This window comes from Solidesulfovibrio magneticus RS-1 (genome assembly GCF_000010665.1).
GTDB lineage: Bacteria > Desulfobacterota > Desulfovibrionia > Desulfovibrionales > Desulfovibrionaceae > Solidesulfovibrio > Solidesulfovibrio magneticus.
Genome location: NC_012796.1, coordinates 4,496,379 through 4,522,846, shown reverse-complemented (window position 1 = coordinate 4,522,846; position 26,468 = coordinate 4,496,379). Strand labels below are relative to the sequence as shown.

The following is a 26,468-nucleotide window of genomic DNA, read 5'->3' as shown; positions in this document are numbered from 1 at the left end:
GCCGGGAAGGCAGCCCCTCCCGGCGTTTTTTGCGGCCCAAGGCCGCTTGAATCGCGTAACGCTAATAGGCAAAAAGCGGGAAGCTCTTGGCGAACGGCTCGACTTCCTTGCGGATTTCGTCCAGGCGCGTCTCGTTGCCCACAGCCTTGATGGCCGCGTCGATCCAGGTCACGACTTTTTCCATGTCAGCTTCGGTGAAGCCGCGCGTGGTCAGGGCCGCCGTGCCGATGCGCACGCCCGAGGTGACAAAGGGCGAGCGGGTCTCGAAGGGCACGGTGTTCTTGTTGACCGTGATGCCGGCCAGATCCAGGGCGTGTTCGGCGTCCTTGCCCGTGACGTCCTTGTTGGTCAGATCGACCAGCACGAGGTGGTTGTCCGTGCCGCCGGACACCAGATCGAAGCCGTGGGCGAGAAGCCCCTTGGCCAGGGCCTGGCAGTTCTTCACCACCTGCTGCTGGTAGAGCTTGAAGGAGGGCTTCAAGGCCTCGCCAAAGGCCACGGCCTTGGCCGCGATGACGTGCATGAGCGGGCCGCCCTGGATGCCGGGGAAGATCTGGGAATTCAGCGTCTTCCCGTTGTCCTCGCTGGACAGGATAAGGCCGCCGCGCGGGCCGCGCAGGGTCTTGTGGGTGGTCGAGGTGGTGTAGTGGGCGTGGGGAATGGGCGAGGGATGGCAGCCGGCGGCGACCAGACCGGCGATGTGGGCCATGTCCACCACGAGCTTGGCCCCGACCTCGTCGGCGATGGCCCGGAAGCGGGCGAAGTCGATGATGCGCGGATAGGCGCTGGCCCCGGCCACGATGACCTTGGGCTTGTGCTCCTTAGCCAGACGCTCGACCTCGTCGTAGTCGATGGTGCCGGTTTCCTTCTTCACGTGGTAGAACACGATGTTGAAGAGCTTGCCGGAAAAGTTCACGGGCGAGCCGTGGGTGAGGTGGCCGCCGTGGGACAGGTCCATGCCGAGCAGGGTGTCGCCGGGCTGCATGGCCGCGAAATAGACGGCCATGTTGGCCTGGGAGCCGGAATGGGGCTGGACGTTGGCGTACTCGGCCCCGAACAGCGTCTTGGCCCGGTCCCGGGCCAGATCCTCGGCGATGTCCACGTATTCGCAGCCGCCGTAGTAGCGCTTGCCCGGGTAGCCTTCGGCGTACTTGTGGGTGAGCACGCTGCCCTGGGCCTGGCGCACGGCCACGGAGACGAAGTTCTCCGAAGCGATCATTTCGAGCTTGCCGGTCTGGCGGTCGATTTCCAGGCACACGGCCCGGCCGACTTCGGGGTCGGCGATGAGCAGTTCTTCCATGGAGCGTCCTCCTTTGAACGCGTTCGGGGGGAGGCCCGGCGTGCGAGCGTCCCCCCGTCGGCGGCTACTGGGACCGGGCCGGCCCGGTCCGGGGCTATTGGGCGAAGGCCTTGAAGAGCAGGCTGGCGTTGGTGCCGCCAAACCCGAAGGAATTGCACAACACGTTGGCCACGGCCTGCTTGCGCGCCACGTTGGGCGTGCAGTCCAGGTCGCAGGCCGGATCGGCCGTCTCGTAATTGATGGTGGGCGGGATGACGCCCTCCACGATGGTCTTGACGCTGACGACCGACTCGATGCCGCCGGCCGCGCCCAGGCAATGCCCGATCATCGACTTGTTGGAGGTGATGGGCACCTTGTAGGCGTGCTCGCCCAGCAACGACTTGATGGCCGTGGTCTCGCAGGCGTCGTTGAGCGACGTGGAGGTGCCATGGGCGTTGATGTGGGCGATTTCGGTCGGGGCCATGCCGGCCTCGCGCAGGGCGCCCTTCATGGCCAGGGCCATGCCGGAGCCGTCCTCGGGCGGGGCGGTCATGTGGTAGGCGTCGCCTGACGCGCCAAACCCGGCCACTTCGGCCAGGATGCGTGCCCCGCGAGCCTGGGCATGCTCCAGGGATTCCAGCAGCAGCAGGCCGCAGCCCTCGCCGATGACGAAGCCGTCGCGGCCGGCGTCGAAGGGACGCGAGGCCTTGGTGGGATCGTCGTTGCGGGTGGACAGGGCCTTGAGGGCGTTGAATCCGCCCACGGCCAGGGGCGTGATGGTGGATTCGACGCCGCCGCAGATGGCGGCCACGGCCCGTCCGAGCTTGATGTCGGAGTAGGCGTAGCCGATGCCGTGCAGTCCCGAGGCGCAGGCCGAGGTGGTGCAGACGTTGGAGCCGCGCGCGCCGGTGGCGATGGAGATCTGGCCGGCGGCCATGTTGGCGATCATGGTCGGGATGAAAAAGGGCGAAATGCGCGACGGCCCCTGTTCCAGGAGCTTGGTGTGGGTGGCTTCGAGGGTCTCGATGCCGCCCATGCCGCAACCGACGATGACGGAGACGAGCTCCGCTTCATCGGCGGGGATCTTCCAGCCCGCGTCCTCCATGAGCATCATGGCGGCGGACAGGGCGTAAATGGTGAAACGGTCCAGGCGCTTGGCCAGCTTGGCCGCGATATACGGCTTTTCGTCGAAGTTTTTGACTTCGCAGCCAAAGCGCGTGTCAAAGGCCGAGGCGTCAAAGCGCGTGATGGGGGCCGCGCCCGAGACGCCGGCGACCAGATTGGCCCAGCTGGTGGCCAGGTCATTGCCGATGGGGGTGATGGCCGAAAGGCCGGTGACGACTACCCGATTTAAGGTCATGGCGCATCCGTCCGCGAACCGGGGCGGGCGGACAACGCGTGTCCCGCCCCGGCCCGACTGGGCGTTTGGGGCTTACTCGCCCTTTTTCTTTTCGATAAAGGAGATGGCGTCCTGGACTTTCTGGATCTGCTGGGCGTCCTCGTCGGAGATTTCGACGCCGAACTCCTCTTCCATGGCCATGATGAGCTCGGTCAGATCCAGGGAGTCGGCGCCCAGGTCGTCCACGAACTTGGCGTCCGGGTTGACTTCAGCGGCATCGACGCCGAGCTGATCCACGATGATCTCTTTGACTTTTTCAGCGACAGACATGGTTTCCTCCAAGCAAGGCCGTATTTTTTGTTACATGTACATGCCGCCGTTTAGGCCGAGCACCTGGCCGGTGACGTACCCGGCGTCGTCGCTGGCCAGGTAGCTGACGGCAGCGGCGATTTCCCCGGGGGCGCAGGCGCGCTTCAAGGGGATGCGTTCGGCAAAGGACGCCTTGACGGCATCGGACAAAACAGCGGTCATGTCGGTTTCCACAAAGCCCGGGGCCACGGCGTTGACCGTGATATTGCGGGCGGCAAGCTCCAGGGCGGCGGACTTGGTCAGGCCGATGAGCCCGGCCTTGGCCGCGGCGTAGTTGGCCTGGCCGGCGTTGCCGGACTGGCCCACCACGGAAGTGATGTTGACGATGCGTCCGGCCCGGCGCTTGATCATGATCTTGGCCGCCTCGCGCAGGCAGGTGAACGCGCCGACGAGGTTGACGCGGATGACGTCGGCGAAGTCCTCGTCCTTCATGCGCATGATAAGGCCGTCGCGGGTGATGCCGGCATTGTTGACCAGCACATGGAGATCGACGCCCTTCAGGTGTTCGGCGAAAAAGGCGGTCACGGCGGCGGCGTCGCCGGTGTCCAGGGCCAGGGCGTTGGCCTTGCCGCCGGCGGCGGCGATGTCCGCGACCACGGCGGCGGCGGCCTCGGGCTTGCTCACGTAGGTGATGATGACGTCGAAGCCGTCGGCGGCCAAGCGCTTGGCCACGGCCGCGCCGATGCCTCGGGAACCTCCGGTGACGAGAGCCGTGGACATAGACGGGTGCTCCTTGGCGCGCCAAAAGCTTGCGGGCGCGCGACGCGATGGTTGCGAGAGTTCCGGGGACGTGACGTCCCGGCCGGCCCGAGCCGGGCCGCGGCAGACAGGGCGCAACGTAGCCGAAACGCCCGGCCTGGGCAAATGTCTTTGCGCGCCGGTGCCTGGGGCTGGCGCGCGGCCGGCCTCGGCGGCCGGCCGTTTCCCGGCGTGCTTGTTCCGGCGCGACGCCAAAACGTCGTGTCGGGCCGCCTGGTTAGAACTGGAGCAGGGCCGCTCCCCAGGTGAAGCCGCCGCCGAAAGCGCCGAGCAGCACCTTGCCGCCGACCGGGATACGGCCGGCCTTCCTGGCTTCGACCAGGGCGATGCCGATGGTGGAGGCCGAGGTGTTGCCGAAGCGGGCCACGGTAGACATGATTTTTTCCGGCCCGAACTCAAGTTTCTTGGCCACGGCTTCCATGATGCGCAGGTTGGCCTGGTGCGGAATGAACAGATCAATGTCGTCGCGGGTCAGGCCGTTGGCGGCCATGAGGTCGCGCCCGACGCCGGCCATGGAACGCACGGCGTGCTTGAAGACCTCGGGGCCGTTCATCTGCAAAAAGAAATCTTCGTCGATGACGTCGCCGAGCTTGTAGGGATGGCCCGAGCCGCCGCCCTTGATGGTGAGCAGATGGCCCAGCGACCCGTCGCTGGACAGCAGGGCGTCGACCACGGCGGCCTTGCCCAGGGGCGGTTCGTCGGCCGTGACCACGCAGGCGGCGGCGGCGTCGCCGAAAAGCACGCAGGTGCGCCGGTCGGCCCAGTTGGTGCGCGAGGTCAGCACCTCGGCGGCGGCCACCAGCACCTTGGACTCGGGGCGCAGGGCGATGACCGCCCGGGCCATCTCCAGACCGTAGATGTAGCCGCAGCAGGCGGCGTTGACGTCCTGGGCCACCTTGCCCCGGATGCCGAGCTTTTCCTGCATCAGGCAGGCGGCGGAGGGGGTGTAGAAGTCCGGGGTGACGGTGTAGAGAAAGATGTGGGTGAGCTCATCGGCCTCAAGGCCGGCGTCGGCCAGTGCGGCCTTGGCGGCCTGGGCGGCCATGTCGCTGACCGTCTCGCCGGGGGCGGCGATGTGGCGCTCCTTGATGCCGGTGCGGGTGGTGATCCACTCGTCGGAAGTCTCGACGAGCTTTTCGAGGTCGGCGTTGGTGAGCACCTTTTCAGGCGCGTAATAACCCATGCCTCGGATGCGGGCGGTGTGCGTCATGGTGGGGGAAACCGTCTAGCGTTGTTCGTTGGCGGCCTGGCGGCGGGGGCCGGTCAGGTCGATGTTGGCGGCCACGGCCTCGGAGAGGTGGGAGTTGGCTTCCATGGCCACGAACCGGGCGGCCATGCGCACGGCGCTGGCCATGGCCTTGGCGTTGGAAGCGCCGTGGCAGATGAGGCAGCTGCCGCGCAGGCCCATGAGCGGCGCGCCGCCGTATTCGGTGTAGTCCATGAGCCGGGCGAAGCGTTTGAGGGCGTTTAGGGCCAGCATGGTGCCGATCTGGCCGAAAAAGCCCCGGCGCAGCTCGCCCTTGAGCACGCGGCCCATGGACGAGGCCAGCCCTTCGGCTTCCTTGATGACCACGTTGCCGACGAATCCGTCGCACACGACGACGTCCACGTTGCCGGCGAACAGGTCGCGGCCCTCGATGTTGCCGACGAAATTGAGCGAACTGGCCCGCAGGAGATCGAAGGTCTCCTTGGCCAGCTGGTTGCCCTTGCCCTTTTCCTCGCCGTTGGACAAAAGCGCCACCACCGGGTTCTCCCGGCCGAGCATGGTCTTGGCCAGAACCGAGGCCATGACGCCGAACTGGAGCAGGTGGAAGGGCTTGCAGTCCACGTTGGCCCCCACGTCGGCGATGACGGTGTGGGAGCGCTCGGACGGCAGGAAGGTGGCGATGGCCGGCCGTTCCACGCCGGGCACCCGGCCGATGGTGAACATGGCGCAGGCCAGGGTCGCGCCGGAATGGCCGGCGGAGATGAGTCCGTCGGCCGCGCCGTCGCGCACGAGGTTGCAGGCCACCTGGATGGAGGAATCCTTCTTGCGGCGCATGGCCTCGGAAGGTTTTTCGTCCATCTCCACCACCTGGGAGGCATGCACCACGGAAACCGGAAGCCCTTTCACGTCGCGACGCGACAGTTCCGCCGCGATGGCGTCCTGGTCGCCGACGAGGATGACTTCCGCCTGGCCGGCCTTGGCGGCGTGCAGCGCGCCGGGGACAACCATGCGGGGACCGAAGTCCCCGCCCATGGCGTCCACGGCGATACGCGGCTTGTTATTCGGCATCGTCCTTCCGCAGCATCTGGCGGCCGCGGTAGGTGCCGCAGCTCGGGCAGATGCGGTGGGGCAGGGTCGGCTCGCCGCAGGAGCACAGCACCACGGACGGAACCGGAACGTGGTCGTGGGCGCGGCGCATGCCTTTGCGGGACTTGGAGATTTTTCTATTGGGGACGGCCATGGCGATTACCTCGCATCCTTTATTTTGGTCATATCAGGTCAAAAACGCGCGACAACCAGGCGACATTGCCTAGTTGGAGCCGCGCGGAACCTTCAAATTGCGCAGCACGGCGAGCCTGGGATCGCCGGTCTCGGCCTGGCAGCCGCAAGGGCCGTCGGCCAGGCGTTTGCCGCAGCTGGGACAAAGCCCCTGGCAGTTCTCGTCGCAAAGGGGCTTGACCGGCAGGGACAGCAGGAACTGTTCCCACAACAAGCTGCCGGCGTCGAGTTCCAGCACCTTGCCCCGGCGGCGCAGAAGCCCCGGTTCGAGGGATTTCTCGCCCTCAAGGGGCGCGTCCTCGAACAGGTCGAAGCGCGTGGCCACGTCCAGGGTCACGTCCTCGGCGCAGCGGTCGCACGGGGTGACCGTCTTGCCGGACAGCGTTCCGGCCACGAGCACGCCCCGGCCCTGGGGCGTCACGGTGAATGCGGCGGCAAGGCCGGTTCCCGGGAGGTCCAGACGGTAGGGCAGGGCAAATTCCGCGATCGGGCCGGTCCACAGGCTCTGGTCGGAAAATGAAAATTCCCGGCCACTTGCCGGGATGTCAGTGATGTCGAGCCATAATTCGGACATGAGTTTCCCTCGCGAAGAAGAGTGTGCTAGTCCCTGGCCGTCGTCTTGTCAAGAAAAAGCTTGCCAAGGTCTTCCTTCCCATGTACCTCACAAAATTCTTTGCGTCACTGTGAAAAAACGCGCCTTGGCCTAGGCCCCGGAAGGGGTCGCGCCGCCGCGCGAATCGATTTCCGGAGGAACCCATCATGGCCAAGATTTGCGATCATTGCGGCAAAAAGCCCCAGTCCGGCAACAACGTCAGCCACGCCAACAACAAGAGCAAACGCCGTTTCGAGCCCAACCTCGTCAGCGTGCGCGCCCAGCTGCCCTCGGGCGAGGTGAAGACCGTCACCGTGTGCACCCGCTGCCTGCGTTCCGGCGCGGTGGTCAAGCCCGTGGCCAAACACGCCTAGGGCTTTCGCCGACCCCTGCCTTCTTTCAAGGGCGGTCCGCCGGGCGGATCGCCCTTTTTGCGTGGCGCTTCCCATGCCGGCTGGCGGTTGCGGGCTGGATGAGCGTTCGGCCCGCTGGGCTGAGGACGTCCCGCCTCGGGACGGCTTCGCAGCGGGCGCTGCAAGGAGAAAAAATGGACTTCAAGGTGCTGGCCGATCTCATCGAAAACGGGCTGCCGTTTCAAAAAATGCTCGGCATCCGCGTGGCCGAGATCGTCGAAGGCCGGGTGCGGCTTTTCATCCCCTTCCGCGAGGACCTCATCGGCGACGCGCGCCGGCCGGCCATCCACGGCGGCGTCATCTCCACCCTGGCCGACGTCTGCGCCGGGTTCGCCGTGTGGACGCGTTGCGCCCTCGACGACCGCATCGCCACCATCGACCTGCGCGTGGACTACCTGCGCCCGGCCACGGCCCGCGATCTCTACGCCGAAGCCACGGTGCGCCTTCTGGGCAACCGCGTGGGCAACGCCCAGGTGGCGCTGTGGTCCGAGGGCAGCCCGGACGAACACGTGGCCGAGGGCCGGGGCGTCTACAACATCCGCCGCAAGTAGCCGCCCGCCCGGAAGCCGCTCCCCCTTTCCCCTTTTCTGCAGGCGGGGGGTCTGGGGGCCTCAGGCCCCCAGCCGCCGGAGGCCTCCTGCCGCCTTTGTTTTACGGGACGGATGGCTAGGCCCCCTCTTCTTCCTCGGACGGCGGCACGACCAATACCCGGTCGATGCGCCGTCCGTCCATGTCCACCACCTCGAAGACGGCCTCGTGGGCGGTAAAACTTTCGCCCATGGCCGGGATATGGCCCAGGTGCTCCAGCACGAAGCCGGCCAGGGTGCCTGAGGCGAATTCCTCGGGCCAGGGGCGCGGCAAACCCAGCGCCGCCGCCACCTCATCCATGGGCGTGGACGCGTCCACCAGAAGCGAACCGTCGGCGCGCCGGGCGATGGCCGCCTCGGCCGGGCCGCCCAGGCCGGCCAGATCCCCCACCATGTCGGCGAACACGTCCGCCGCTGTCACCACCCCCACCACGTCGCCGTATTCGTCCACCACCAAAGCGAGCTTCAGGCCCGGGGTGTCGCGAAAAGCGGCCAAGAGGTCCAGCCCCCGCATGGTTTCGGGCAGGAAGTGGGCCGGGGCCGTGTGGCCAGCCACGTCCAGGCGGCCGTCGCGGATGCGCCCGGCCAGCACGTCCTTGGCCCGCACCACCCCGAGCACGTCGGAAAAATCGCCACGGCAGACCGGAAAGCGGGTGTGGGGGCTGGCCAGGAGTTTTTCCAAAAGCGCTTCCTCGTCCTGGGCGACGTCCAGCCAGTCGGCCCGGGAACGGTGGGTCATGATGACGCCGAGCGGCCGGTCGGCCAGACGCAGCAGGCGCTCCATGATGTCGTGCTCGGCGTCCTCGATGACCCCGTGGCGGCGGCCTTCCAGAAGCAGCCCCCGGATGTCCTCCTCGGTCACCGACGGCCCGGCCTCGCCGCCAAGGCCCAGCAGGCGCAGCACGCCCCGGGTGGCGACCCCGAGCAGCCAGACCGCCGGGCGGCACAGCACGAGCAGGCCGTTCATGACCGGCGCGGCGGCCAGGGCCAGGGTTTCGGGCCGGGCCAGGGCCAGGCGCTTGGGCACGAGTTCGCCAAGAATGAGGGTCAAAAAGGCGATGGGGACCACCACGCAGGCCAGGGACAGGGTTTCGGCGTAGGGGGCAAGCAGCGGCATGTCGGCCAGGGCCGCAGCCAGGGCCGGGGCCAGGGTCGCGCCGCCGTAGGCGCTGCCCAGCACCCCGGCCAGGGTGATGCCGATTTGCACGGTGGAGAGAAAGGCCTCGGGCTGGGCCAAAAGGAGCAGGCAGGCCTTGGCCCGGCGGCTGCCGGCCTCGGCCAGGGCGTCGAGCCGGGCCTTGCGCGAGGCGACCAGGGCCATCTCGGCCATGGCGAAAAAGCCGTTGGCCAGGATAAGGGCCAAAACGGCCGCGAGTTCGAAGGCGACGGAAGACATGGGGACTCCAAGGGGAGGGATTGCCCGGATGGGGCGGGTATGGCGAGCCTACCCCGCGCGGCGGCGCGAGGCAATGGCGCGGCGGGCGAGGCCGAGGCTCAGTCCAGCCAGAGGGTGGGGACGGGGTAGCGGCGCACCAGGGCGTCGCGGCTGACCAGCACCGCGCCCTCGGCCAGGGCGTGGGCCACGATGAGGCGGTCCATGGGGTCCTTGTGCAGGGGCGGGAGCAGGGCCGAGGCGATCATCACGTCGGCGTCCGGGGTCAGTACGGCCAGGCCCGAGGCGCGCACCAGTTCGTCTTTCCAGCCGGCCACGTCGGGCAGTTCGATGCGCCCCTTCTGGGCCAGAAGCGCCGTCTCCCAGAAGGACACCGCCGATACGGCCAGCCGTCCGGCCCGGCACAGCCGGTCGAGGCGGGCGGCGAAACGCGGCGACAGGCCTTCGCCCAGGCTCCAGAACACCAAGGCGTGGGTGTCCAGGAGATAGCGCTTCACGCCTTGTCCGCCCACAGGTCGTCCAGGGGGGCGAAGGCTTCCTCGGCCGGCGCGGTCAGGCGCGGCCGGCGGGTCATGGCGGCGCGCCAGTCGGCCGGAGCCTGAGGGGCTCCCTCGCCGGCCGGGCAGACCCGGGCCACGGGCCGGCCGCCGCGCGTGACCACCACCGTTTCGCCCCGGGAGACCTGGTCGAAAATGGCGAAAAGGTTTTTGCGCAGTTCGGTGGCGGTGACGATCATGGCCGGCTCCTTGTTGTACATGCATCATAGCTATGTACATCCCGGAGGGGCGTCAAGGCCGGCCGCCGCGCCTGCCGGCCTTGACGCCAGCAAAAAGCCCCTGCCGCGCGGGGGCGCGGCAGGGGCTAACGGTCGGATCGGCCGGAACCTACAGCGACAGCGCCCGGTCCAGGCGGGCCAGGGCGCGCTCGCGGCCCAGCACCTCGATGGTCTCGAACAGGCCGGGGCTGGCCGTGACGCCGGTGACGGCCACGCGCAGGGGCTGGGCCACCAGCTTGAACTTCAGTTCGCGTTCTTCCAGATAGCCGGCCACCGCCGCCTCCATGGAAGCGTGGTTGAAGCAGCACAGCCCGGCCAGCAGTTCGCGCAGATGGGCCAGATGGCCCCGCACCTCGTCGGTGAAGAACTTCTTGACCGCCGCCATGTCGTAGACCAGCGCCTCGTCGGCCACCACAAAGCATTCGGCCTTCTCGGCCATCTCGGCCATGGTTTGGGCCCGGGGCTGGAGCAGGGGCACGATGCGGGCCAGATAGTCCAGGTCGAGGTTGTCGAAACCCCGGCGCTCCAGGAAGGCGTTTAACAGCACGGCCAGGCGCGAGGCCGGGCTTTCCTTGATATAATGGGCGTTGAGCCACAGGAGCTTGGCCTTGTCGAACACGGCGGCCGAGGAGCCGAGGTTGTCGGCGGTGAAAAGCGACACCAGCTCCTCGCGGGAAAAGATCTCCTGGTCGCCGTGGGCCCAGCCCAGGCGCACCAGACCGTTTAACATGGCCTCGGGCAAAAAGCCCTCGACCTCGTATTCCATGACGGCCGTGGCCCCGTGGCGCTTGGAGAGCTTTTTCTTGTCCGGCCCGAGGATCATGGGCACGTGGCCGAAGCGGGGCAGGTCGAAGCCCAGGGCCTTGTAGATGAGGATCTGGCGCGGGGTGTTGTTCAAATGGTCGTCGCCCCGGATGATGTGGGTGACGCCCATGGTGGCGTCGTCCACCACCACGGCCAGGTTGTAGGTGGGCGAGCCGTCGCCCCGGCGCAGCACCATGTCGTCGAGTTCGGCGTTGTCGATGGACACCGGCCCCTTGACCATGTCGTCGACCAGGGTGGCCCCGGTGACCGGGGCCTTGAGGCGCACCACCCGGCCCGGGCCGGGGCCGAGGCCGGCTTCGCGGCAGCGGCCGGAATATTTGGGCTTAAGCCCCTTTTGCCGAGCCTCTTCACGCATGGCCTCGACTTCCTCGGGCGAGCACGAGCACCAGTAGGCGTGGCCGGTCTCCAGCATCTTGTCGATGTATTCATTATATAAATCGAAGCGCTGGCTCTGGTAGGTGATCTCGCCGTCGTGGTCCAGGCCCAGCCACTCCATGGCGTCCAGGATCGACTGGGTCATGTCGGATTGGGAGCGCTGGAGATCGGTGTCCTCGATGCGCAAAAGAAAGGTGCCGCCGAAGTGGCGGGCCAAGAGCCAGTTGAAGATGGCCGTGCGCGCGCCGCCGATATGCAGGTAGCCGGTGGGGCTTGGGGCGAAGCGGGTGACGATGGTGCTCATGGGGACTCCGGACGCCCGGGCGGGGAGGCCCCGGCCGGCGTGTGGCGTAGTGTCTTGGGGGACCCGGGCCAGGCGTGACCTGTTGCCGGGTGGGCCGGGAGGTAGCGTATGCGCAAGGTCCCGTCAACAGAAGGGCGGCCGGGAGGTCGGCGCGGCAGGGATGGGCAAAGCGGCCAAGCCGTGCTAGATGGCCGGCAACACGACGGGACCGGTTCTCAGCCGGGCCACGGAGTTCCTGAATGCTGAAAAAAACCGTCACCCTGGTTTTGTTCTTTGGCCTGTTTTTCGTCCTGGTCTCGGGGTTGGTGATGTTCACGGCCCCGCCAGCCCGGGTGGCTTCCTGGGCGGACTGGGGCTTTCTCGGCCTGTCGCGCCAGGCCTGGGAAGGGGCGCATCTGGCCATGGGCTTGTTGGTGGTCGCCGCCGGCCTCGTCCACGCCATGCTTCATGCCGACGCTTTCCTCGACCACCTGCGCGACGACGACGGCATGGTGATCGTTTTCACCAAGCCTTTTTTCGCCGGAGGCATCCTGGTGGTAGGCCTGTTTGCCGCCGCCCTGGCCGGCGCGCCGCCCATGGCCCAACTGGCGCGACTGGCCGACCATCTCCAGGAACGGGCCGCCGAAACGTACGGCGAGCCGCCTTATGCCCTGGCCGAGCGCTCGACCCTGGCCGATTTCGCCCGGCGCATGGGCATGGACACGGAAAAGGCGCTGGCGCTGTTGCGGCTGAAAAACATCAAGGCCGACAGCGGCGACCTGACCCTGGCCGAGATCGCCCGGCAAAACCGGGTGGCTCCGGGTGGCGTGTTCGAGGCGCTGAAAATGGTCATGGAGCCGTCGGGCGGCACGACCACGGTCGCCGGCCTGCCCAAGGAGCCGCCGCCGGGGCTTGGGCGGCGCAAGCTGTCCGACATCTGCGAGGAGTACGGCCTGGATCTGGCCCAAGTGCTGGGCCGGTTGTCCACGTCCGGGTTCAAGGCCCAGCCTGCCTGGACCCTGGCCGAGATCGCCAAGGCCAGCAACGTGTTGCCCATTGCCGTCTACGACGCGCTGCGTTCCGACAAGGCCCCGGCTTCGGTGGCCGTGGAAGTGGCGACCCCGACGGAGCCGGCCACGTCCGCGCCGGCCGCTGCTCCGTCCCTGCCGCCCGCCCAACCAACGCCTGCCGCCCCGGCTCCGGCCGCGCCGACCCAAACAGGCCAGCCGGCCCAGGCCCCCGTATCGCCGCAACCAGCCTATCAGCCCCAGCCGGCCGCTTCGGCCCCGTCGCCGGCCCAGCCGCCGGTTCCTGGCTACGCCCCGGCTCAGCAACCACCTGCCCCCGGCTATCCGCAATCGGCCGCTCCGGGCTACCAGCCGCCGGCCACGGGCCATGCGCCTGCAACGCCGGGCTATCAGGCTCCGGGCTATGCGCCGATGCCTCCGAGCGGCGCGACCGCGACGCCGGGGTATACGCCGGCAACGCCGGGCTATGCGCCGGCGGTTCCGGGCGGCGCGCCCGGCTACGCCCCGACCCAGCCGCCGGCCCATGCCGCCCCGGCCGCACCCGTGACGCCGCCGCCGGGCTTGGAAAAGATGATGTTGCAAAGCTTTTGCCGCGAATACGACATCCCGCTGTCCGTGGCCGTGCAGCGTCTGGGCCGGCATCGCATCACGGCCTTTGGCGACATGAGCTTTGAGGAGCTGGCGCTGGAAAACAACCGCACTCCGGCCGACATCATGCGGCTGGTGACTACGCCGTAGCCGGCGTCACCCCAGCGCAACGTGAAACGGCCGTCCCCTTCGGGACGGCCGTTTCGCATTGGGCCCATATGGGGGGCCGGGGGCCTCAGGCCCCCGGCCGCCGGAGGCATTCTTCTCTTTCTTACTTACTTACTTACTTACTTACAACGGCGGCCGCACTTCGACGCGGTTGCGGCCGGCGGATTTGGCTTGGTAGAGGGCGGCGTCCGAGGCGGCGAGCAGGGTTTCGGGTTCCAGGTCCATGTTGGGAACCACGCCGGAGATGCCGATGCTGACGGTGACGATGTCGGCGACGGGGGAGCTGGCGTGTTCGATGTTGGCGGCCCGGACGTTGCCCCGGATGATGCCGGCGATGGACAGGGCTCCGGCCAGATCGGTGCCGGGCAGCAGGGTCACGAACTCCTCGCCGCCGTAGCGGGCGGCGAAGTCGCCGGGGCGCTTGAGGGCTTCGACGATGGCTTCGGCCACCCGGCGCAGGCACAGGTCGCCTTGCAGGTGGCCGTAGGTGTCGTTGTAGAGCTTGAAGCAGTCGATATCGATCATCAGCGCCGAAAGCGGCGTGCCGTCGCGGCGCGAGCGCAGCCATTCCTTGCGGAAGGCATCTTCGAAACAGCGGCGGTTGGGCACGCCGGTCAGCCCGTCCTGGTTGGAGAGCTGTTCGAATTTGCGGGTGAGCGCTTCGAGTTCGCGTTCCCGGGCCTTGCGCTGGTCCATCTCCTCCTTGAGGCGAAGGGCCGAGCGCACCCGGGCGCGCAGTTCCATGCTGTTGACGGGCTTAGCCAGAAAATCCATGGCCCCGGCTTCGAAGGCGCGCTCCAGGCTGGCCGCCTCGTCCTTGACCGTGACGATGATGATGGGGATGTCGCGCAGCCTGGAGTCGGCTTTGATCAGGCGCGTGGCGTCGATGCCGTCCATGTCGGGCATGACCACGTCCATGAGGATGAGGTCGATGTCCGGGGCTTCGCCGCCCTGGCAGCGCTCGTCGAGGAGCGTGAGCGCTTCGCCGGCCGAACCGGCGCACAGGGGATCGACGTATCCGGCTCCCTTGAGGATGGTGGACAGCAGCAGCCGTGAGGAGTCGGAGTCATCGACGATGAGGATATTCATGCCGGTTCCGGAAAGGCGGTGCGCTTTGCGTGGCGCAGTGTGCCCGAAGACGACGGCGGTGTTGTCGGTGCTGCTGATCAAGTGTGGCCCGCGTCTGGGACGTTGTTTCTTACGATGTTGATATGCCGGATCGACGGAAAAATGCAACCGTCAAACATCGGTTCGCAGCCCCAAACGGGCGGCCAGGCTGGCCATGGCGGCCGCATCGGCCAGTTCGAAGCGCAGGGGCGTCAGGGTGATGTGCCCCTTGGTGAGAAGCGCCCGGTCGCTGTCCGGGGTCAGGGCTTCGGGCGGAATGACGCCGGTGAGCCAGTGGTAGTCGCGGCCGCGCGGGTCTTGCCTGGTGACGTACCAGTCGTTGTACACGGCCTGGGTGGGCGGACACAGAGCCAGGGGCAGGGTTTCGGCAATGGGCCGCTTGGGAAAATTGAGGTTGAGCACGGTGCGCGGGGCGAGGGCCTCCCAGGGCCGGCCGGCAATGAAGTCGGCCACGTAGGCCCCCTGCTCCAGCAGATCGACCGGGGCGAAGTCGTCGGCCGAAACGGCCACGGCCGGATAGCCCATGAGCGCCCCTTCGGTGGCGGCCGAGACCGTGCCCGAATAGAGGATGTCCACGCCGACGTTGGCTCCGGCGTTGATGCCCGAGACCACGAGGTCGGGCTTGTCCTGCATCAGCGTGGTGAGCGCGAGCTTGACGCAGTCGGCCGGGGTGCCGGACACGCCAAGGCCCCGAAAGCCGTTTTCCACGAATTCCTTGACCCGCAGCGGCGAAGCGATGGTAATGGCGTGGCCCACGGCCGACTGTTCGGAAATGGGCGCGGCCACCAGCACGTCGTGGCCGGCGTCGATAAGCCCTTTATAGAGATGGCGGATGCCGACGGCCTGGATGCCGTCGTCATTGGTGAGCAGAATGCGCATGAGGCCTCCTGCCGGCGGGATTTCCGGCCGGGGCACTATGCCCAAGGCGGCGGCGGTTGACAACCGCCGGCCGGCCGGGCAACGTCGCCGGCCAAGATGCCGCAACCGGGCGAGAACGCCCGCGATGACCCGGCGCGCGCCTACCCACATGGAAAAGAACATCTTCGTCAAGGATCTTGTCGCCGGCCAGGGCGTGGCCGAGGTGTTTTGCCTCGGCGGCGCGCGGCTTGGCCAGGCGAAAAACGGGCCGTTTTGGACGCTGGTCCTGGAAGACGTCACCGGCCAGATCGAGGCCAAGATCTGGAGTCCGGCCGCCAGCCTCTACGCCGATCTGGCCCCGGGCCAGTTCGTGCGGGTGGAAGGCCAGGTCGGGGCCTACCGCGACCGGCCGCAGGTCAATATCGAGCGGCTGGCCGTGCTCTCCCCCGAGGACGACGTCCCGGACCTCTCGCTTTTCGTGCCCACCAGCGCCGAGCCGCCCGAGGTGCTGCTGGAAAAGCTCATGGAACTGTGCCGGGCCGAGATCGCCCACGCGCCCTGGCGCAAGTTCACGGCCAAGGTGCTCGGCCAGGCCGAATTCCGGGAGCGCCTCATCGAGGCCCCCGGGGCCAAGAGCGTCCACCATTCCTACCGGGGCGGCCTGCTGGAGCACACCCTGGCCGTGGCCCGGCTGGCCCTTTCCATCTGCGACCGCTATCCGGCCCTGGACCGCGACACGCTTCTCGCCGCCGCCGTCTGCCACGACCTGGGCAAGGCCTGGGAGCTGACGTCCGGGCCTGGCCGCGACTACACCGACGCCGGGCGGCTTTTGGGCCACATTGTCATCGCCATGGAGTTGCTGGAGCCGATCCTCAAAAAAAGCGGCGTGGAGCCGGAACTGGCCCTGCATTTCAAGCACATCCTTTTGGCCCACCATGGCGAATACGAGTTCGGTTCGCCGCGCCGGCCCAAGACCGCCGAGGCCTTTGCCCTGCATTTTGCCGACAACATCGACGCCAAGATGAACCAGATTTTCGGGGTGTTTGGCGACGAGGAAGAGGCCGGGGGCTGGTCGCCCTACGTTCGCACCCTGGAGCGCTACCTCTACAATCCGCCGCGCGCGCCGCGTCCCGAAGCGCCCCGGCCGGCCAAGCCCAAGGAAAAGGACGTCCACCAGTGTTTGTTACCTTTGAAGGCGTAGAAGGCTCGGGCAAGTCCACCCAGATGACGCGGCTTTGCGCCGCCCTGGAAGCGGCCGGCCGGACCGTTTGCCGCACCCGCCAGCCCGGCGGCTGCTTCCTGGGCCAGACTCTGCGCGCCATTTTGCTCTCCCAAAAGACCGCCGGCCTTGATGATCGGGCCGAGCTGTTCCTCTATCTGGCCGACCGGGCCCAGCACGTGGCCGAGGTGATCCGGCCGGCCCTGGCCGCCGGACAGGTGGTGGTGTGCGACCGCTACACCGACTCCACCGTGGCCTACCAGGGCTACGGCCGGGGACTCGACACGACCTTGCTGCAAAACCTCAATGCCGTGGCCGCCGCCGGCGTCGTCCCGGACCTGACCGTGCTGCTTGATCTCGATCCGGCCATTGGCCTCACCCGGGCCACCTCGCGCAACGCCGCCGCCGGCACGGCCGAAGCCGAGGGCCGCTTCGAGGCCGAGCGCCTGGAGTTCCACCAGCGGGTGCGGGCGGGGTATCGCGCCCTGGCCGCTGCCGAGCCGGCGCGATTTGCCGTCATCGACGCCGCGCCTTCCCCGGACGCCGTGGCCGAGGCGGTCTGGGGCGTTGTGGGTAAGTTGCTGTAGAGAAGAAGAGGGAAGAAAAGAGAAGATGCCTCCGGCGGCCGGGGGCCTGAGGCCCCCGGACCCCCCGAAAGGGAGAAGGGGGCTTTATCGTGGGGGTCCCTAGCCCAGGGCGGCCAGGGTCTTTTCCACCGGCCGGCGCTCCGGGACAACCGGCAACGGCTCCTGGCCGTCGCGCACCGCCTCGGACACGTACAGGCCGCAGAAACAGGCCCCGTATTCGGCCACGTCCGGGGCGCGGTACTCGCAGGGGCAGACCACGTCGCGGTCCAGCTCGAACTTCCCCGAAGCCAGCCGGCACGGGCAGGCCATGTAGCCGTAGCGTTCCTTGTTGGTCAAAAGCCCGGCCATGAGGTCGAGAACCATGGCCGTGTCGGGGTTGAAGTGAAACCCCTTGGCCGCCTGGAGGGGAGCGAGCTTCTCGAAAAGTTCTCGGGCGTCCATGTTATTTGCCGCAGTTTTCCAGCATGCTCAGCAGTTCGTCGCGCCGAAATCCCACGATGACCTTGTCGCCGATGACGATGGTGGGGAAGGACAGGGCGGGATTGAGCTTGCGCACGATGTCCATGATCTGGGTCCGTTCCTCGCCGCTCAGGAAGTCGACGTGGATGCAGTCGTAGGGGATGTGCTTCTCCTCGAGGAATTCCTTGGCGTGCTTGCAGTGCACGCAGGTGCTCAGGGCATAGACCTTGATGTCGGCGGACATGGCGAACTCCTTGATCTGGCGGCGTTAGCGCGGCGTTTCTCGCATTCCGTTCCGTATTCCCCTTTCCAGACGCCGGGTCAAGTGCGAAAGGGGCCAGGTCAGCAGCAGGTACAAAAGGGCCAGGGGCAGATAGGTCTCGAAGGTGCGGTAGGTGGAGGCGTTGACGACCTCGGCCGCCTTGGTCAGCTCGCGCAGGCTGATGACCGACAGCAGCGAGGAATCCTTGATGCACGACACGAACTGGCCGGTCACCGGGGCCACGATGCGCCGGGCCGCCTGGGGCAGCACGACGTGGAGCAGGGCTTGCCCCCGGGTCATGCCCGAGGACATGGCCGCTTCCCACTGCCCATGGTCCACGGACTCCACTCCGGCCCGCACCATCTCCGAGATATAGGCCCCGGAAAACAGCGACAGGGTGAATGTGCCGATGACAAAAGGGCTGTCTACCCGCACCACCACGCCGACGCAAAAGTAGAAAATAAGGATCTGGACCAGAAGCGGCGTGCCACGAAAAGCGCCCACATACAGGGCGGCCAGCTCCGAAAGCACGAGGTTGCCCGACACCGAGGCCAGACCCGAAAGCAGGCCGAAACACAGCCCAAGGGTGATGGCCACCACGGACACAGCCAGGGTCAGGCCCAGACCGTCGAGGAAAATCGACCGGTAGGCCCAGACCGCCGACCAGTCCCAATGGTAGCGCAGGCGCGACAGCACCAGCCAGGACAGGCCGGCCAGAACGGCCAGGATGGCAAAACGCACGACAAGACGGGCCATGTCAGCAACACTCCGGAAAAAGGCGCGGGGCAGCGGCGGGCAGGCGTCCATCGGGTAGCAGGGGGCGGCGGGAGGTCTTCAAAGGCCGTCCGATCATCGGCCCTTGGGGGCGGTGAACGCCCCGGCCGGCAGGACCAGCACGTAGGGCACGCGCACACCGAAATCCCCGGCCAGCCGGGCGGCGATGTCTTTGGACACGTCGCGCGGGGCCGTGGTCAGATAGACGGCGTTGGCCTCGGTCTCGACCTGGCCGGTTTCGTTTTTCCAGCCGCCGACTCCGGCACCCAGGCGGGTGAAGCCGCCGTAGGTTTCGGCCAGCCAGGCCTCCAGGGCGGCAGCGGCGGCCAGGGCGCTTGAGCCGTCGGCCAGGGCGGTCGGCACGACGAAGAGGTGGGCGAACACCTGTTCGGTGTCGGCGGCCGCCGGCAGCGGCCGGGCGGCGAGCAGGCCCAGCAGCAGCAGGGCGGTCAGGAAGCGGCGGCAAAGCGGCATGGCGTCTCCAGACAGGCGGCGGTTGGCGGCGCCGGCGGCACGGGCGGCCGACGTGGGGTGGTCGCCGGGGCATGGCGCGGCCCTGTCGCCGCGCGCACGCGGGACAGGGCCGGCAGGATTGGGGCGGCGCGGCGTCATTTGCCGAGGATGTCCTTGAAATGCTTGGCGCGCAAGGTCTCAAGGGTGCCGTCGGCCTTGATGGAGGCGATATACATCTCGACATACTGCCACAGGTCGAAATCGCCTTTTTGCATGGCGATGCAGAAAGGCTCGTAGGTAAAGGGCGTGAGCAGGGCCTTGGTGGTCTCGGGATGCTGCTTCTGGTGCTTGGCGATGGAAATCTGGTCGTAGATGAAGGCGTCGGCCCGGCCGGCGGCCACGTCGGCGGCGCAGGCGGTCTCGTCCTGGTAGCGGTTGATGGTGGCCTTGGGGAACCGCTTGGCGGCCACGATGTCGGCGGTGGTGCCGGTCTTGACGGCGATGACCCGCCCGGGCTTGTCCAGGCCGGCGGCGTCTGTCAGGTCCGGGGCTTTCTGGACGCTTGCCAGGATGCACAGGCCGGTGGTGAAATAGGGCGAGGAGAAGGTGATGGTCTTGGCCCGCTCCAGGGTACCGGTGATGCCGGAAATGATCAGGTCGATCTTGCCCGAGGTGAGCGCCGGGATGAGCCCCGTCCACTCCATGTCCTTGATTTCGAGTTCCACGCCCAGGCGTTCGGCCAGGGTTTTGGCGATGTCCACGTCAAAGCCCACGGGCTTGCCTTTCTCGTCCACGTACTCGAAGGGCCAGAATTTGAGTTCCATGCCGACGACGAGTTTGCCGCGCTTGACGATCTGGCGCAGGGCGCTGCCTTCGTAAATGTCGTAGGGGGTTATGGCCAGGGCTGTGCCGCAGCACATGGTCAGGGCCACGAAGGCAAGGCACACGACGCGTATGAAGCGGATCATGGCGTTTCTCCGGGGTTGGGGTTTGGCTTGGGCGGGAAGTCCACCATACAGGAATGCCTAGCAGAAAAACGGCGAAAAGAAACCTGCTGGCGGCACAAGAGTAGGGTAGCCTGGGAAACGGGGCAAGGAGGAAGGGACATGCCTGGACGGATGCTGTGGCTGGCTTTGGCGATGACGGCGTTATTGGCCGGCTGTTTTGCGCCCAGGGCCGAGACGGAAGCCCGCAATTGGCGGCCCGACGGGCCGGGCGGCCGCACCCTGTCCCAGCTTTTGGCCCTGTCGCCCGGCATCGCGGCCACCACCTGGGAGTCCTTTGACGGACCGGGCGGCGCAACGGAGGTGCGGCTGACGGCGGAATACGCCGTGCCGCGCCTGACTGCGGCCTGTCCCGCGCCGCTGGCCGGCCAGGACGCGGCGGCCCGGGCGTTTCTCGTCCTTGGGCTGACGGTTTCCCCGGCCGGGGCGGTGGATTTCGCCTATGCCGAGGCCCGGGGCTACGCCGCCTCGGGAGCCTGGCAATCGACGCCGCTGGATATCGGCGTCATCGCCGACCTGGTGGCCCGGGCCACGGTGCTGCCCTGCGCGGCCCTGGCCTTGCCCAAGGGATCCTGACGGTTGGCCGGCAGTCTCAGCCCCCCTCTTGGGCATTGCCTGTCAGGCGGCATTGGCGCATAAGGAAAGCGGTTTCCTCCTCCCTTAACCGCCCCGAGGTCAGCCTTTGCCAGAACATGCCGTGCCCGATGCCGCCAAGACCTATGACGAACTCCTGACGGAGCTTGCGTCGGTCCGGGAAAAAGCCCGCCAGCAAAAGACGCTTCTTTTGACTTCCATGGATTTTTTCCATCGCTGCTCCCGGACCCCCTTTGAACCTTACGCCATCGATTGGATAGAAGGGCAGGTCGAGACGGTGCTGGGCCATGATGCAGGCACGATCAGGGCTTCGGGTTGTTGGCTGTATTTTGTCCATCCCGACGATGCCAACCGGGTCGGCCTGCTTCTGCAGTCCCTCAAGCCTGGCGACGTGGGCGAGCAGGAGTTCCGCTTCGTGCGCAAGGATGGCGGCGTTCGCTGGGTAACCGAACGGTATCGTTGCGAATTCGACGCGGCCAACAAACGGTATGTCCTGTACGGAGCCATCAAGGACATCACCGACCGCAAAAAGGACGAGGCCCTCATGCGGGCCATGTTGGCCAACCTTCCCCTGGATTTCTGGGCCCGGGACCTGGCCGGGCGGGTCATCCTGCAAAGCGACATCAGCCAGGCCCTGTGGGGCGATCTCACCCAGGCCTGCGGGGATATGGACGTGTCGCCCGACACCCTGGCCCGCTGGCGGGCCAATGCCGCCAAGGCCTACGCCGGGCATCGGGTCGACGCCGAGGCCGAATACCGCCTTCCCGGGGGCAACGAAATCTTCTGCCACGAAATGCTGGCTCCCATCCGCAGCCGGGGGGAGATCGTGGGGATCATGGGCGTCAACGTGGATCTCACCGATCGCCGGCGCATGGAGCACGACTTGCGTGCCGCCAAGGAGGGAGCCGAAGCGGCCAATCAGGCGAAGTCGGAATTCCTGGCCAACATGAGCCACGAGGTCCGCACGCCATTAAACGGCATCCTGAGCACGCTGCAGTTGCTGGGGACCACGTCCCTTGACGCCGAGCAGCAGGAATGCCTTTTCGCCGCCATCAAATCGTCCCATCGCCTGACCCAGCTGCTGTCCGACATCCTTGATCTGACGAAGATAGAGGCCGGCAAGCTGCCTTGCCGGGAGAGTCGGTTCGAGTTTGGCCAGTTGCGGCGGGCGGTTCTGGAACTGTTCGCCAAGGCCGCCAGCGACAAGGACGTGGGCCTGGTCTTCACCATAAGCGACGACATGCCCCGCTGGCTGGTGGGCGATGAAGTCCGGTTGCGGCAAATCCTGTTCAATCTGGTGGGCAATGCGGTGAAGTTCACCCTCCAGGGCCAGGTGACCGTCGAAGCGAAGGCCCTGCCGTCAGCCGGCGGCGACCGGCTGCACGTGCTTTTTGTCGTCAGCGACACCGGGATCGGCATCCCCGACGACCAGTTGCAATATGTCTTCGAGCCCTTCAGCCAGATCGAGGGCTCCTATACGCGGCGCTTCCAGGGTGCGGGGCTGGGGTTGTCCATTGTCCGCAAGCTGGTGCGTATGCTTGGCGGCGAGCTGGCCGTGGACGGCACGGAAGGGGGCGGGACCACGATGTACTGCTCGATTCCGCTCAAGCGCCACGACGCGGCTGTTGACGCTTGCGCCCCGGCGGCCTTCCGGGCCGGCCAGGCCCGGGCGCTCAGGATTCTCATGGCCGAGGACGAAGCCGTCAGCCTCATGGCCGGGAGGCGAATGCTGGAGAAGGCCGGGCACCATGTCGTACCGGCCCACAACGGGCAGGAAGCTCTCAAGCTTCTGGCTGAACAGACCATCGATCTGATTTTGATGGACGTCCAGATGCCGGTTCTCGACGGTGTGGCCGCTGCCCGGCGCATCCGGCAGGGCCAGGCCGGCCCGGAAAAGGCCGGCGTGCCCATCATCGCCGTCACGGCCTACGCCATGCCGGGCGACAAGGACAAATTCCTGGCCGCCAGAATCGACGACTATGTGACCAAGCCCATGGGCCTTGTGGAATTGGAGGCCGCCATCGCACGGGTTGTGGCCGCCGCCCCCCCGGCTTGACGCCCGAGCCGGCCTGAGGCGTCGGGGCCGGCCTCGCCGCGCCCGTCCGTCATTATTTGCCCTTGCTGGCCTTGATGGCTTCCTCGAGTTGCTCGAAGGTCGGGCGGTAGTGGATGGGGATGGCCCGGCGACCGGCTTCCAGGGCCACGGGCGGCGGGTTGCCGCCGACAAACGACCCCAGCGACGCCTTGGCCACCAGCAAAATGTGCTCGATCTCCTTGGCCCTAAATTCCAGGTTGGTGGCGATGGGCGCGACAAAGCCGTAGGCCAGCAAAACGCCCATGAACGTGCCGACCAGGGCCGCGCCGATGCTGTGGCCCAGCACTTCGGCCGGTTCGTTGAGTTTGCCCATGGTGATGACGACGCCCAGAACGCAGGCCACGATGCCCAGGGCCGGCAGACCGTCGGCGATCTTGCCGATGCTGTGGGAAGGGATGAGCAGTTCGTGGGCCGTGGCCTCGATGTCGGCGTCCATGATGTTGTCGAACTCATGGGCTTCGATGTTGACCGTGGAGAAAATCCGCATGGTGTCGCAGATGAAAAGCAGCACTTCGTGGTTTTTCTTGTTCTTGGCGAAGTCGCTGAAAATCGGGCTTTCGGCCGGGCGTTCCACGTCTTTTTCGATGGCGACCAGGCCTTCGCGGCGGATCTTCATGTACAGGCCCGACAAGGTGACGAGCAGGGTGGTGTAGTAGGCCTTGCTCGTCACCATGCCGCCAAAGACGGTGAACACGCTTTTGATGGTGTGGGACAGCACGTCCTTGGGCGAGCTGATGACGAAGGCCCCGAGCGCGCCGCCGGCGATCATGAGCAGTTCCGGCGGGGCGGCCGACAGGATCAGGTCGAAGTTGCCCTTTTCCAGGATGAAGCCGGAAAGGATACAGCCCAGAACGATGATGGTGCCGAGTATTACGAACATGGTTGGTCCTGTCTTGCGCCCGGCCGTTAGAACTGGCCCTCGGTGGACTTGTCGTAGATGGTGTTGATCTGTTTTTCCAGCACTTCGCCGACATCGGGGGTGCGCGGCGGGGCGGGCTTGGCCGGCGCGCCGGAGCCAGCGCCGCCAGCGCCGCGTTCGCCTTCCCTGGGCGGGCGGAACAGCAGCAGGCTGATGCGCCGGTTTTTGGGGTCGTAGGGTTTGCCGGGCACGTAGGGCCGGGTGTCGGAATAGCCCGTGACCTCGGCCACGGCATCGGGATTTAAGCCCGCGCCGACCATGAAGCGACGGGCGGCCAGGGCTCGGCCGGCCGAAAGGTCCCAGTTGGAATAGGCCCCGGAATAACGGTAGGCGTCGGTGTGGCCCTCGATGGCCACCTTGACGCCTTCCTTGCGGATGACGTCGGTGACGGCGGCCAGGATGCGCTGGGCGTCGGGTAGTAAGGCCACGCCGCCGAGGTCGTAAAGGGGCCGCTCGGCCTTGTCCATGATCTCGACGCGCACCTTGTCCTTGTCCTGGGTGACGGACACCTGTCCGGCCAGTTCGGGCACGGCTTTTTCCAGCGCCTGTTCGATTTGCTGCTCCAGGGCCTGGGCCTGGGCGGCGGCGGCTGCCTCGGCCTTGGCTTGCGCCTTGGCCAGGGCGTCGGCCTCGGCCTTGGTCTTGGGCGCTTCGTGTTTGCCGCCGGCCATGTCGCCGACGTTTTGGCCCTGGCCACCGGTGGGCTCCTTGCCGCCCCGGTCGATGGCCACGTCGGGCCGTTCCTCGCCGGTGCCGACCACGGCCGCCGGCGGCCCCACGCCGCCGACATCAAGCAAGGTGGCCGACGGACCGGGGTTGTTGAATAAGCTGAATTCGTTGAAATAGTTGGCGATCTCTTCTTTCTTTTCCTGGGGGGCGTTGCTTAAAAGCCACATGAGCAGGAAAAACGCCATCATGGCCGTGACGAGGTCGGCATAGGCGACCTTCCACGAGCCGCCATGGGCGCCGGCCGAGATCTTCTTGATCTTCTTGATGATGATGTTTTTTTTGTGTTCGGCCTCGGCCATGACCCCTCCGTCGCCATCCTATCGGCCGCGCGGGCAAATCCGTTAGGGGACGGTCGTCTAGGGCCGTTTGTTACGCAGGTGCGGGGGAAAGGGCAACCGGGCTTTGCGGAAAGGGGGGAGTGGGCGTCCGGCTGCGGGAAGCCCGTGGCGGAAACGCCAAAAAGGGCGAAGGGAACAATCCCTCCGCCCTGGAAAGCTTGGGTGCGGTGACGCCTTAGGCGGCCGCGGCGGCCTCGACCGGCAGCACGTGGATGCGGGTCTTGACCTTGTTGTTGCGGGTGTACTTCTCGAACTTCACCACGCCGTCGATGAGCGCAAACAGCGTGTAATCACGGCCCATGCCCACGCCCGTGCCGGGGTGGAACTTGGTGCCGAGCTGGCGCACCAGGATGTTGCCGGCCAGAACCGACTGACCGCCGAAACGCTTGACGCCACGCCGTTGACCGGCGCTGTCGCGGCCGTTTCTGGAGCTGCCGCCTGCTTTTTTATGTGCCATGTCGCGACTCCTTCAAAATATGCGCTAGGCCTGGATGCCCGTCACCTTAAGCTGGGTGTAGCCCTGGCGATGGCCCTGCTTCTTGTGCGAATCCTTGCGGCGACGCTTGTGGAAAACCACGATCTTCTTGCCCTTGACGTGCCCGGCCACTTGGCAGGTGACAGCCGCGCCGGCGACGTAAGGCGCGCCGATCTTGGCTTCGCCGCCGCCGATCATCAGCACCTTGTCCAGCACGTATTCCGAGCCGGCTTCAGCAGCCAACAGATCCACGGTGATGGTGGCCCCTTCCTGGACCTTATACTGCTTGCCGCCAGCCATAACGATTGCGTACATAATGTCGACCTCCGATGGGGAAGACGGTCCCTTTACCGCTGCGCCGCCGCGTCGTCAAGCTCTTTTTGCGGCAACGACGACCCGCTGGCCAAAAGTCGCTCCCGCCGGGCCCGCAAAACGTCCAAGACGGCGATGTCGATGCGCAGGCTTCCCCGCCCCCGTCCCAGCTCCACCCCGGGCTTGGCCAGCCCGTGATAGTCGGAGCCGCCCGAGGCGGCCAGCCCCAACTTGCGGGCCAGGGCCAGGTATTCCAGGGTCTGGTATTGGGAGTGTTCGGTGTAAAAAGCCTCCATGGCGTCCAGGCCCGCCTCGCGATAGCGGGCCACGGTCTCGGCCAGGGCCGGGCCGGAAAGCCCGAGCAGATACGGATGGGCCAGCACGGCCAGCCCCCCTTCGGCGTGGAGCAGTTCGATGGCCTCGGGCAACGGCAATTTGTCCTTGGGCACGTAGGCCTTGCCGTAAGCGCCGAGAAATCTGGTGAAAGCTTCCTTGAAACTGGTCACCGCGCCCATGGCCAAAAGGGCCTGGGCAATGTGCGGCCGACCGACGGCCCCTTGCGCCAGGGCCGTGACGGACTCATATTGAAGAGGCACGCCCAGGGCGGCGAGCTTTTCGAGGATGCGTCGGTTGCGGTCGTGGCGGCGGGTGCGCAGCCAGTCCAGGCGCTCGGCCAGGGGGCCGGGGGTGTCGGGCAGAAACAGCCCGACCAGATGGATGCTGCCGCGTTCGTCGGCCACGGACAGCTCGACCCCGGCAATGACCTCCACGCCGTGCTCGGCTCCGGCGGCCCGGGCTTCGGGCAGCCCGGCCAGGGTGTCGTGATCGGTTATGGCCACGGCGGCCAGCCCCTTGGACGCGGCCATGGCCACCAATTCGGCCGGGGTGGCCGTGCCGTCGGAAGCGGTGGTGTGGGTATGCAGATCAATAAGCGACATGGAAGACCCTAGCCCGGTTGGCTGGCCTTGTGAACCTCCATTGCGCCGGGGACGCGATTTGGCTAT

General features: G+C 66.9%; 31 protein-coding genes. 7 read left to right on the top strand and 24 right to left on the bottom strand.

Annotated features, from left to right (window positions below; genetic code table 11):
- Positions 1 to 61 precede the first annotated feature (61 nt).
- From glyA to DMR_RS18775, 8 genes are all read right to left on the bottom strand, one after another.
- Positions 62 to 1,300 carry a serine hydroxymethyltransferase gene (glyA, locus tag DMR_RS18810; RefSeq protein WP_015862622.1) on the bottom strand — a complete coding sequence of 413 codons (1,239 nt, stop codon included), beginning with the start codon at positions 1,298 to 1,300 and terminating at the stop codon, positions 62 to 64.
- 94 nt (positions 1,301 to 1,394) lie between these two features.
- Entirely contained in the window at positions 1,395 to 2,639 is a 1,245-nt protein-coding gene (fabF, locus tag DMR_RS18805; RefSeq protein WP_015862621.1) for a beta-ketoacyl-ACP synthase II, read from the bottom strand.
- Between the two features lie 72 nt (positions 2,640 to 2,711).
- The gene (locus tag DMR_RS18800) at positions 2,712 to 2,948 is read right to left on the bottom strand and encodes an acyl carrier protein (protein ID WP_006917960.1); all 237 of its coding nucleotides are present in this window, start codon (positions 2,946 to 2,948) and stop codon (positions 2,712 to 2,714) included.
- Between the two features lie 30 nt (positions 2,949 to 2,978).
- A complete protein-coding gene (fabG, locus tag DMR_RS18795; RefSeq protein WP_015862620.1) occupies positions 2,979 to 3,707 on the bottom strand; it encodes a 3-oxoacyl-[acyl-carrier-protein] reductase in 729 nt (242 codons plus the stop codon).
- Positions 3,708 to 3,963: 256 nt separating this feature from the next.
- Positions 3,964 to 4,956 carry a beta-ketoacyl-ACP synthase III gene (locus tag DMR_RS18790; protein ID WP_015862619.1) on the bottom strand — a complete coding sequence of 331 codons (993 nt, stop codon included), beginning with the start codon at positions 4,954 to 4,956 and terminating at the stop codon, positions 3,964 to 3,966.
- A gap of 15 nt (positions 4,957 to 4,971) precedes the next feature.
- Positions 4,972 to 6,021, bottom strand: coding sequence for a phosphate acyltransferase PlsX (gene plsX / locus DMR_RS18785; RefSeq protein WP_015862618.1), 1,050 nt, complete (start codon positions 6,019 to 6,021; stop codon positions 4,972 to 4,974).
- Positions 6,011 to 6,193 carry a 50S ribosomal protein L32 gene (gene rpmF, locus DMR_RS18780; protein ID WP_006917956.1) on the bottom strand — a complete coding sequence of 61 codons (183 nt, stop codon included), beginning with the start codon at positions 6,191 to 6,193 and terminating at the stop codon, positions 6,011 to 6,013. The genes plsX and rpmF overlap by 11 nt, the downstream gene beginning before the upstream one ends.
- Before the next feature lie 69 nt (positions 6,194 to 6,262).
- Positions 6,263 to 6,805, bottom strand: a complete 543-nt coding sequence (locus DMR_RS18775; RefSeq protein WP_015862617.1) for a YceD family protein — start codon at positions 6,803 to 6,805, stop codon at positions 6,263 to 6,265.
- Positions 6,806 to 6,990: 185 nt separating this feature from the next.
- On the opposite strand from DMR_RS18775, the gene rpmB reads away from it, so the two are divergent.
- Positions 6,991 to 7,197: a 50S ribosomal protein L28 gene (gene rpmB / locus DMR_RS18770; RefSeq protein ID WP_006917954.1), complete on the top strand. Its 207-nt coding sequence runs from the start codon at positions 6,991 to 6,993 to the stop codon at positions 7,195 to 7,197.
- A gap of 173 nt (positions 7,198 to 7,370) precedes the next feature.
- Positions 7,371 to 7,787, top strand: coding sequence for a PaaI family thioesterase (locus DMR_RS18765; RefSeq protein ID WP_043601110.1), 417 nt, complete (start codon positions 7,371 to 7,373; stop codon positions 7,785 to 7,787).
- Positions 7,788 to 7,902: 115 nt separating this feature from the next.
- Here DMR_RS18765 and DMR_RS18760 read toward each other — a convergent pair whose 3' ends face one another.
- The 4 genes from DMR_RS18760 to gltX all read right to left on the bottom strand — a co-directional run bounded on the left by DMR_RS18760 (position 7,903) and on the right by gltX (position 11,495).
- Positions 7,903 to 9,219 (bottom strand): hemolysin family protein, encoded by a 1,317-nt coding sequence (locus tag DMR_RS18760; protein WP_015862615.1) that lies wholly within the window; start codon positions 9,217 to 9,219, stop codon positions 7,903 to 7,905.
- Positions 9,220 to 9,317: 98 nt separating this feature from the next.
- On the bottom strand, positions 9,318 to 9,713 hold the full coding sequence (locus DMR_RS24955; protein ID WP_015862614.1) for a type II toxin-antitoxin system VapC family toxin: 396 nt from the start codon (positions 9,711 to 9,713) through the stop codon (positions 9,318 to 9,320).
- Positions 9,710 to 9,952 carry a type II toxin-antitoxin system Phd/YefM family antitoxin gene (locus DMR_RS24950; protein WP_043601107.1) on the bottom strand — a complete coding sequence of 81 codons (243 nt, stop codon included), beginning with the start codon at positions 9,950 to 9,952 and terminating at the stop codon, positions 9,710 to 9,712. Before DMR_RS24950 ends, DMR_RS24955 begins: the two co-directional genes overlap by 4 nt.
- A 148-nt stretch (positions 9,953 to 10,100) precedes the next feature.
- Positions 10,101 to 11,495: a glutamate--tRNA ligase gene (gltX, locus tag DMR_RS18745; protein ID WP_015862612.1), complete on the bottom strand. Its 1,395-nt coding sequence runs from the start codon at positions 11,493 to 11,495 to the stop codon at positions 10,101 to 10,103.
- 239 nt (positions 11,496 to 11,734) lie between these two features.
- Between gltX and DMR_RS18740 the strand changes: the two genes are divergently transcribed.
- Positions 11,735 to 13,240 (top strand): DUF4405 domain-containing protein, encoded by a 1,506-nt coding sequence (locus DMR_RS18740; protein WP_015862611.1) that lies wholly within the window; start codon positions 11,735 to 11,737, stop codon positions 13,238 to 13,240.
- A gap of 141 nt (positions 13,241 to 13,381) precedes the next feature.
- Here DMR_RS18740 and DMR_RS18735 read toward each other — a convergent pair whose 3' ends face one another.
- On the bottom strand, positions 13,382 to 14,347 hold the full coding sequence (locus DMR_RS18735) for a diguanylate cyclase (protein ID WP_015862610.1): 966 nt from the start codon (positions 14,345 to 14,347) through the stop codon (positions 13,382 to 13,384).
- Positions 14,348 to 14,497: 150 nt separating this feature from the next.
- Positions 14,498 to 15,265: a 5'/3'-nucleotidase SurE gene (surE, locus tag DMR_RS18730; RefSeq protein WP_015862609.1), complete on the bottom strand. Its 768-nt coding sequence runs from the start codon at positions 15,263 to 15,265 to the stop codon at positions 14,498 to 14,500.
- Between the two features lie 148 nt (positions 15,266 to 15,413).
- Between surE and DMR_RS18725 the strand changes: the two genes are divergently transcribed.
- Together DMR_RS18725 and tmk are read left to right on the top strand one after the other, a co-directional pair.
- A complete protein-coding gene (locus DMR_RS18725; protein ID WP_015862608.1) occupies positions 15,414 to 16,445 on the top strand; it encodes a 3'-5' exoribonuclease YhaM family protein in 1,032 nt (343 codons plus the stop codon).
- Positions 16,421 to 17,050 carry a dTMP kinase gene (gene tmk, locus DMR_RS18720; RefSeq protein WP_015862607.1) on the top strand — a complete coding sequence of 210 codons (630 nt, stop codon included), beginning with the start codon at positions 16,421 to 16,423 and terminating at the stop codon, positions 17,048 to 17,050. Before DMR_RS18725 ends, tmk begins: the two co-directional genes overlap by 25 nt.
- 99 nt (positions 17,051 to 17,149) lie before the next feature.
- Here tmk and DMR_RS18715 read toward each other — a convergent pair whose 3' ends face one another.
- The 5 genes from DMR_RS18715 to DMR_RS18695 form a co-directional block, all read right to left on the bottom strand.
- Positions 17,150 to 17,491 (bottom strand): ferredoxin-thioredoxin reductase catalytic domain-containing protein, encoded by a 342-nt coding sequence (locus tag DMR_RS18715; RefSeq protein ID WP_015862606.1) that lies wholly within the window; start codon positions 17,489 to 17,491, stop codon positions 17,150 to 17,152.
- A 1-nt stretch (position 17,492) separates the two neighbouring features.
- On the bottom strand, positions 17,493 to 17,753 hold the full coding sequence (locus DMR_RS18710) for a glutaredoxin family protein (RefSeq protein WP_015862605.1): 261 nt from the start codon (positions 17,751 to 17,753) through the stop codon (positions 17,493 to 17,495).
- Between the two features lie 24 nt (positions 17,754 to 17,777).
- Entirely contained in the window at positions 17,778 to 18,527 is a 750-nt protein-coding gene (locus DMR_RS18705; protein ID WP_043601105.1) for an amino acid ABC transporter permease, read from the bottom strand.
- 93 nt (positions 18,528 to 18,620) lie between these two features.
- Positions 18,621 to 19,019: a hypothetical protein gene (locus DMR_RS18700; protein ID WP_043601946.1), complete on the bottom strand. Its 399-nt coding sequence runs from the start codon at positions 19,017 to 19,019 to the stop codon at positions 18,621 to 18,623.
- A gap of 134 nt (positions 19,020 to 19,153) precedes the next feature.
- A complete protein-coding gene (locus tag DMR_RS18695) occupies positions 19,154 to 19,966 on the bottom strand; it encodes a transporter substrate-binding domain-containing protein (protein WP_015862602.1) in 813 nt (270 codons plus the stop codon).
- A gap of 138 nt (positions 19,967 to 20,104) precedes the next feature.
- Here DMR_RS18695 and DMR_RS18690 point away from each other — a divergent pair, with 138 nt between their 5' ends.
- Positions 20,105 to 20,578, top strand: a complete 474-nt coding sequence (locus DMR_RS18690) for a hypothetical protein (protein ID WP_148208480.1) — start codon at positions 20,105 to 20,107, stop codon at positions 20,576 to 20,578.
- Between the two features lie 106 nt (positions 20,579 to 20,684).
- A complete protein-coding gene (locus DMR_RS18685; protein WP_015862600.1) occupies positions 20,685 to 22,652 on the top strand; it encodes a PAS domain-containing hybrid sensor histidine kinase/response regulator in 1,968 nt (655 codons plus the stop codon).
- A gap of 52 nt (positions 22,653 to 22,704) precedes the next feature.
- On the opposite strand, the gene motA is transcribed toward DMR_RS18685, so the two are convergent.
- The 5 genes from motA to DMR_RS18660 form a co-directional block, all read right to left on the bottom strand.
- Positions 22,705 to 23,571 (bottom strand): flagellar motor stator protein MotA, encoded by an 867-nt coding sequence (gene motA / locus DMR_RS18680; protein ID WP_015862599.1) that lies wholly within the window; start codon positions 23,569 to 23,571, stop codon positions 22,705 to 22,707.
- A gap of 26 nt (positions 23,572 to 23,597) precedes the next feature.
- On the bottom strand, positions 23,598 to 24,638 hold the full coding sequence (locus DMR_RS18675) for a flagellar motor protein MotB (protein ID WP_015862598.1): 1,041 nt from the start codon (positions 24,636 to 24,638) through the stop codon (positions 23,598 to 23,600).
- 214 nt (positions 24,639 to 24,852) lie between these two features.
- Positions 24,853 to 25,134, bottom strand: coding sequence for a 50S ribosomal protein L27 (rpmA, locus tag DMR_RS18670; RefSeq protein WP_006919250.1), 282 nt, complete (start codon positions 25,132 to 25,134; stop codon positions 24,853 to 24,855).
- A gap of 24 nt (positions 25,135 to 25,158) precedes the next feature.
- Positions 25,159 to 25,467 carry a 50S ribosomal protein L21 gene (rplU, locus tag DMR_RS18665; RefSeq protein ID WP_006919251.1) on the bottom strand — a complete coding sequence of 103 codons (309 nt, stop codon included), beginning with the start codon at positions 25,465 to 25,467 and terminating at the stop codon, positions 25,159 to 25,161.
- 32 nt (positions 25,468 to 25,499) lie between these two features.
- Positions 25,500 to 26,402 (bottom strand): PHP domain-containing protein, encoded by a 903-nt coding sequence (locus DMR_RS18660; RefSeq protein ID WP_015862597.1) that lies wholly within the window; start codon positions 26,400 to 26,402, stop codon positions 25,500 to 25,502.
- Between the last annotated feature and the right edge of the window lie 66 nt (positions 26,403 to 26,468).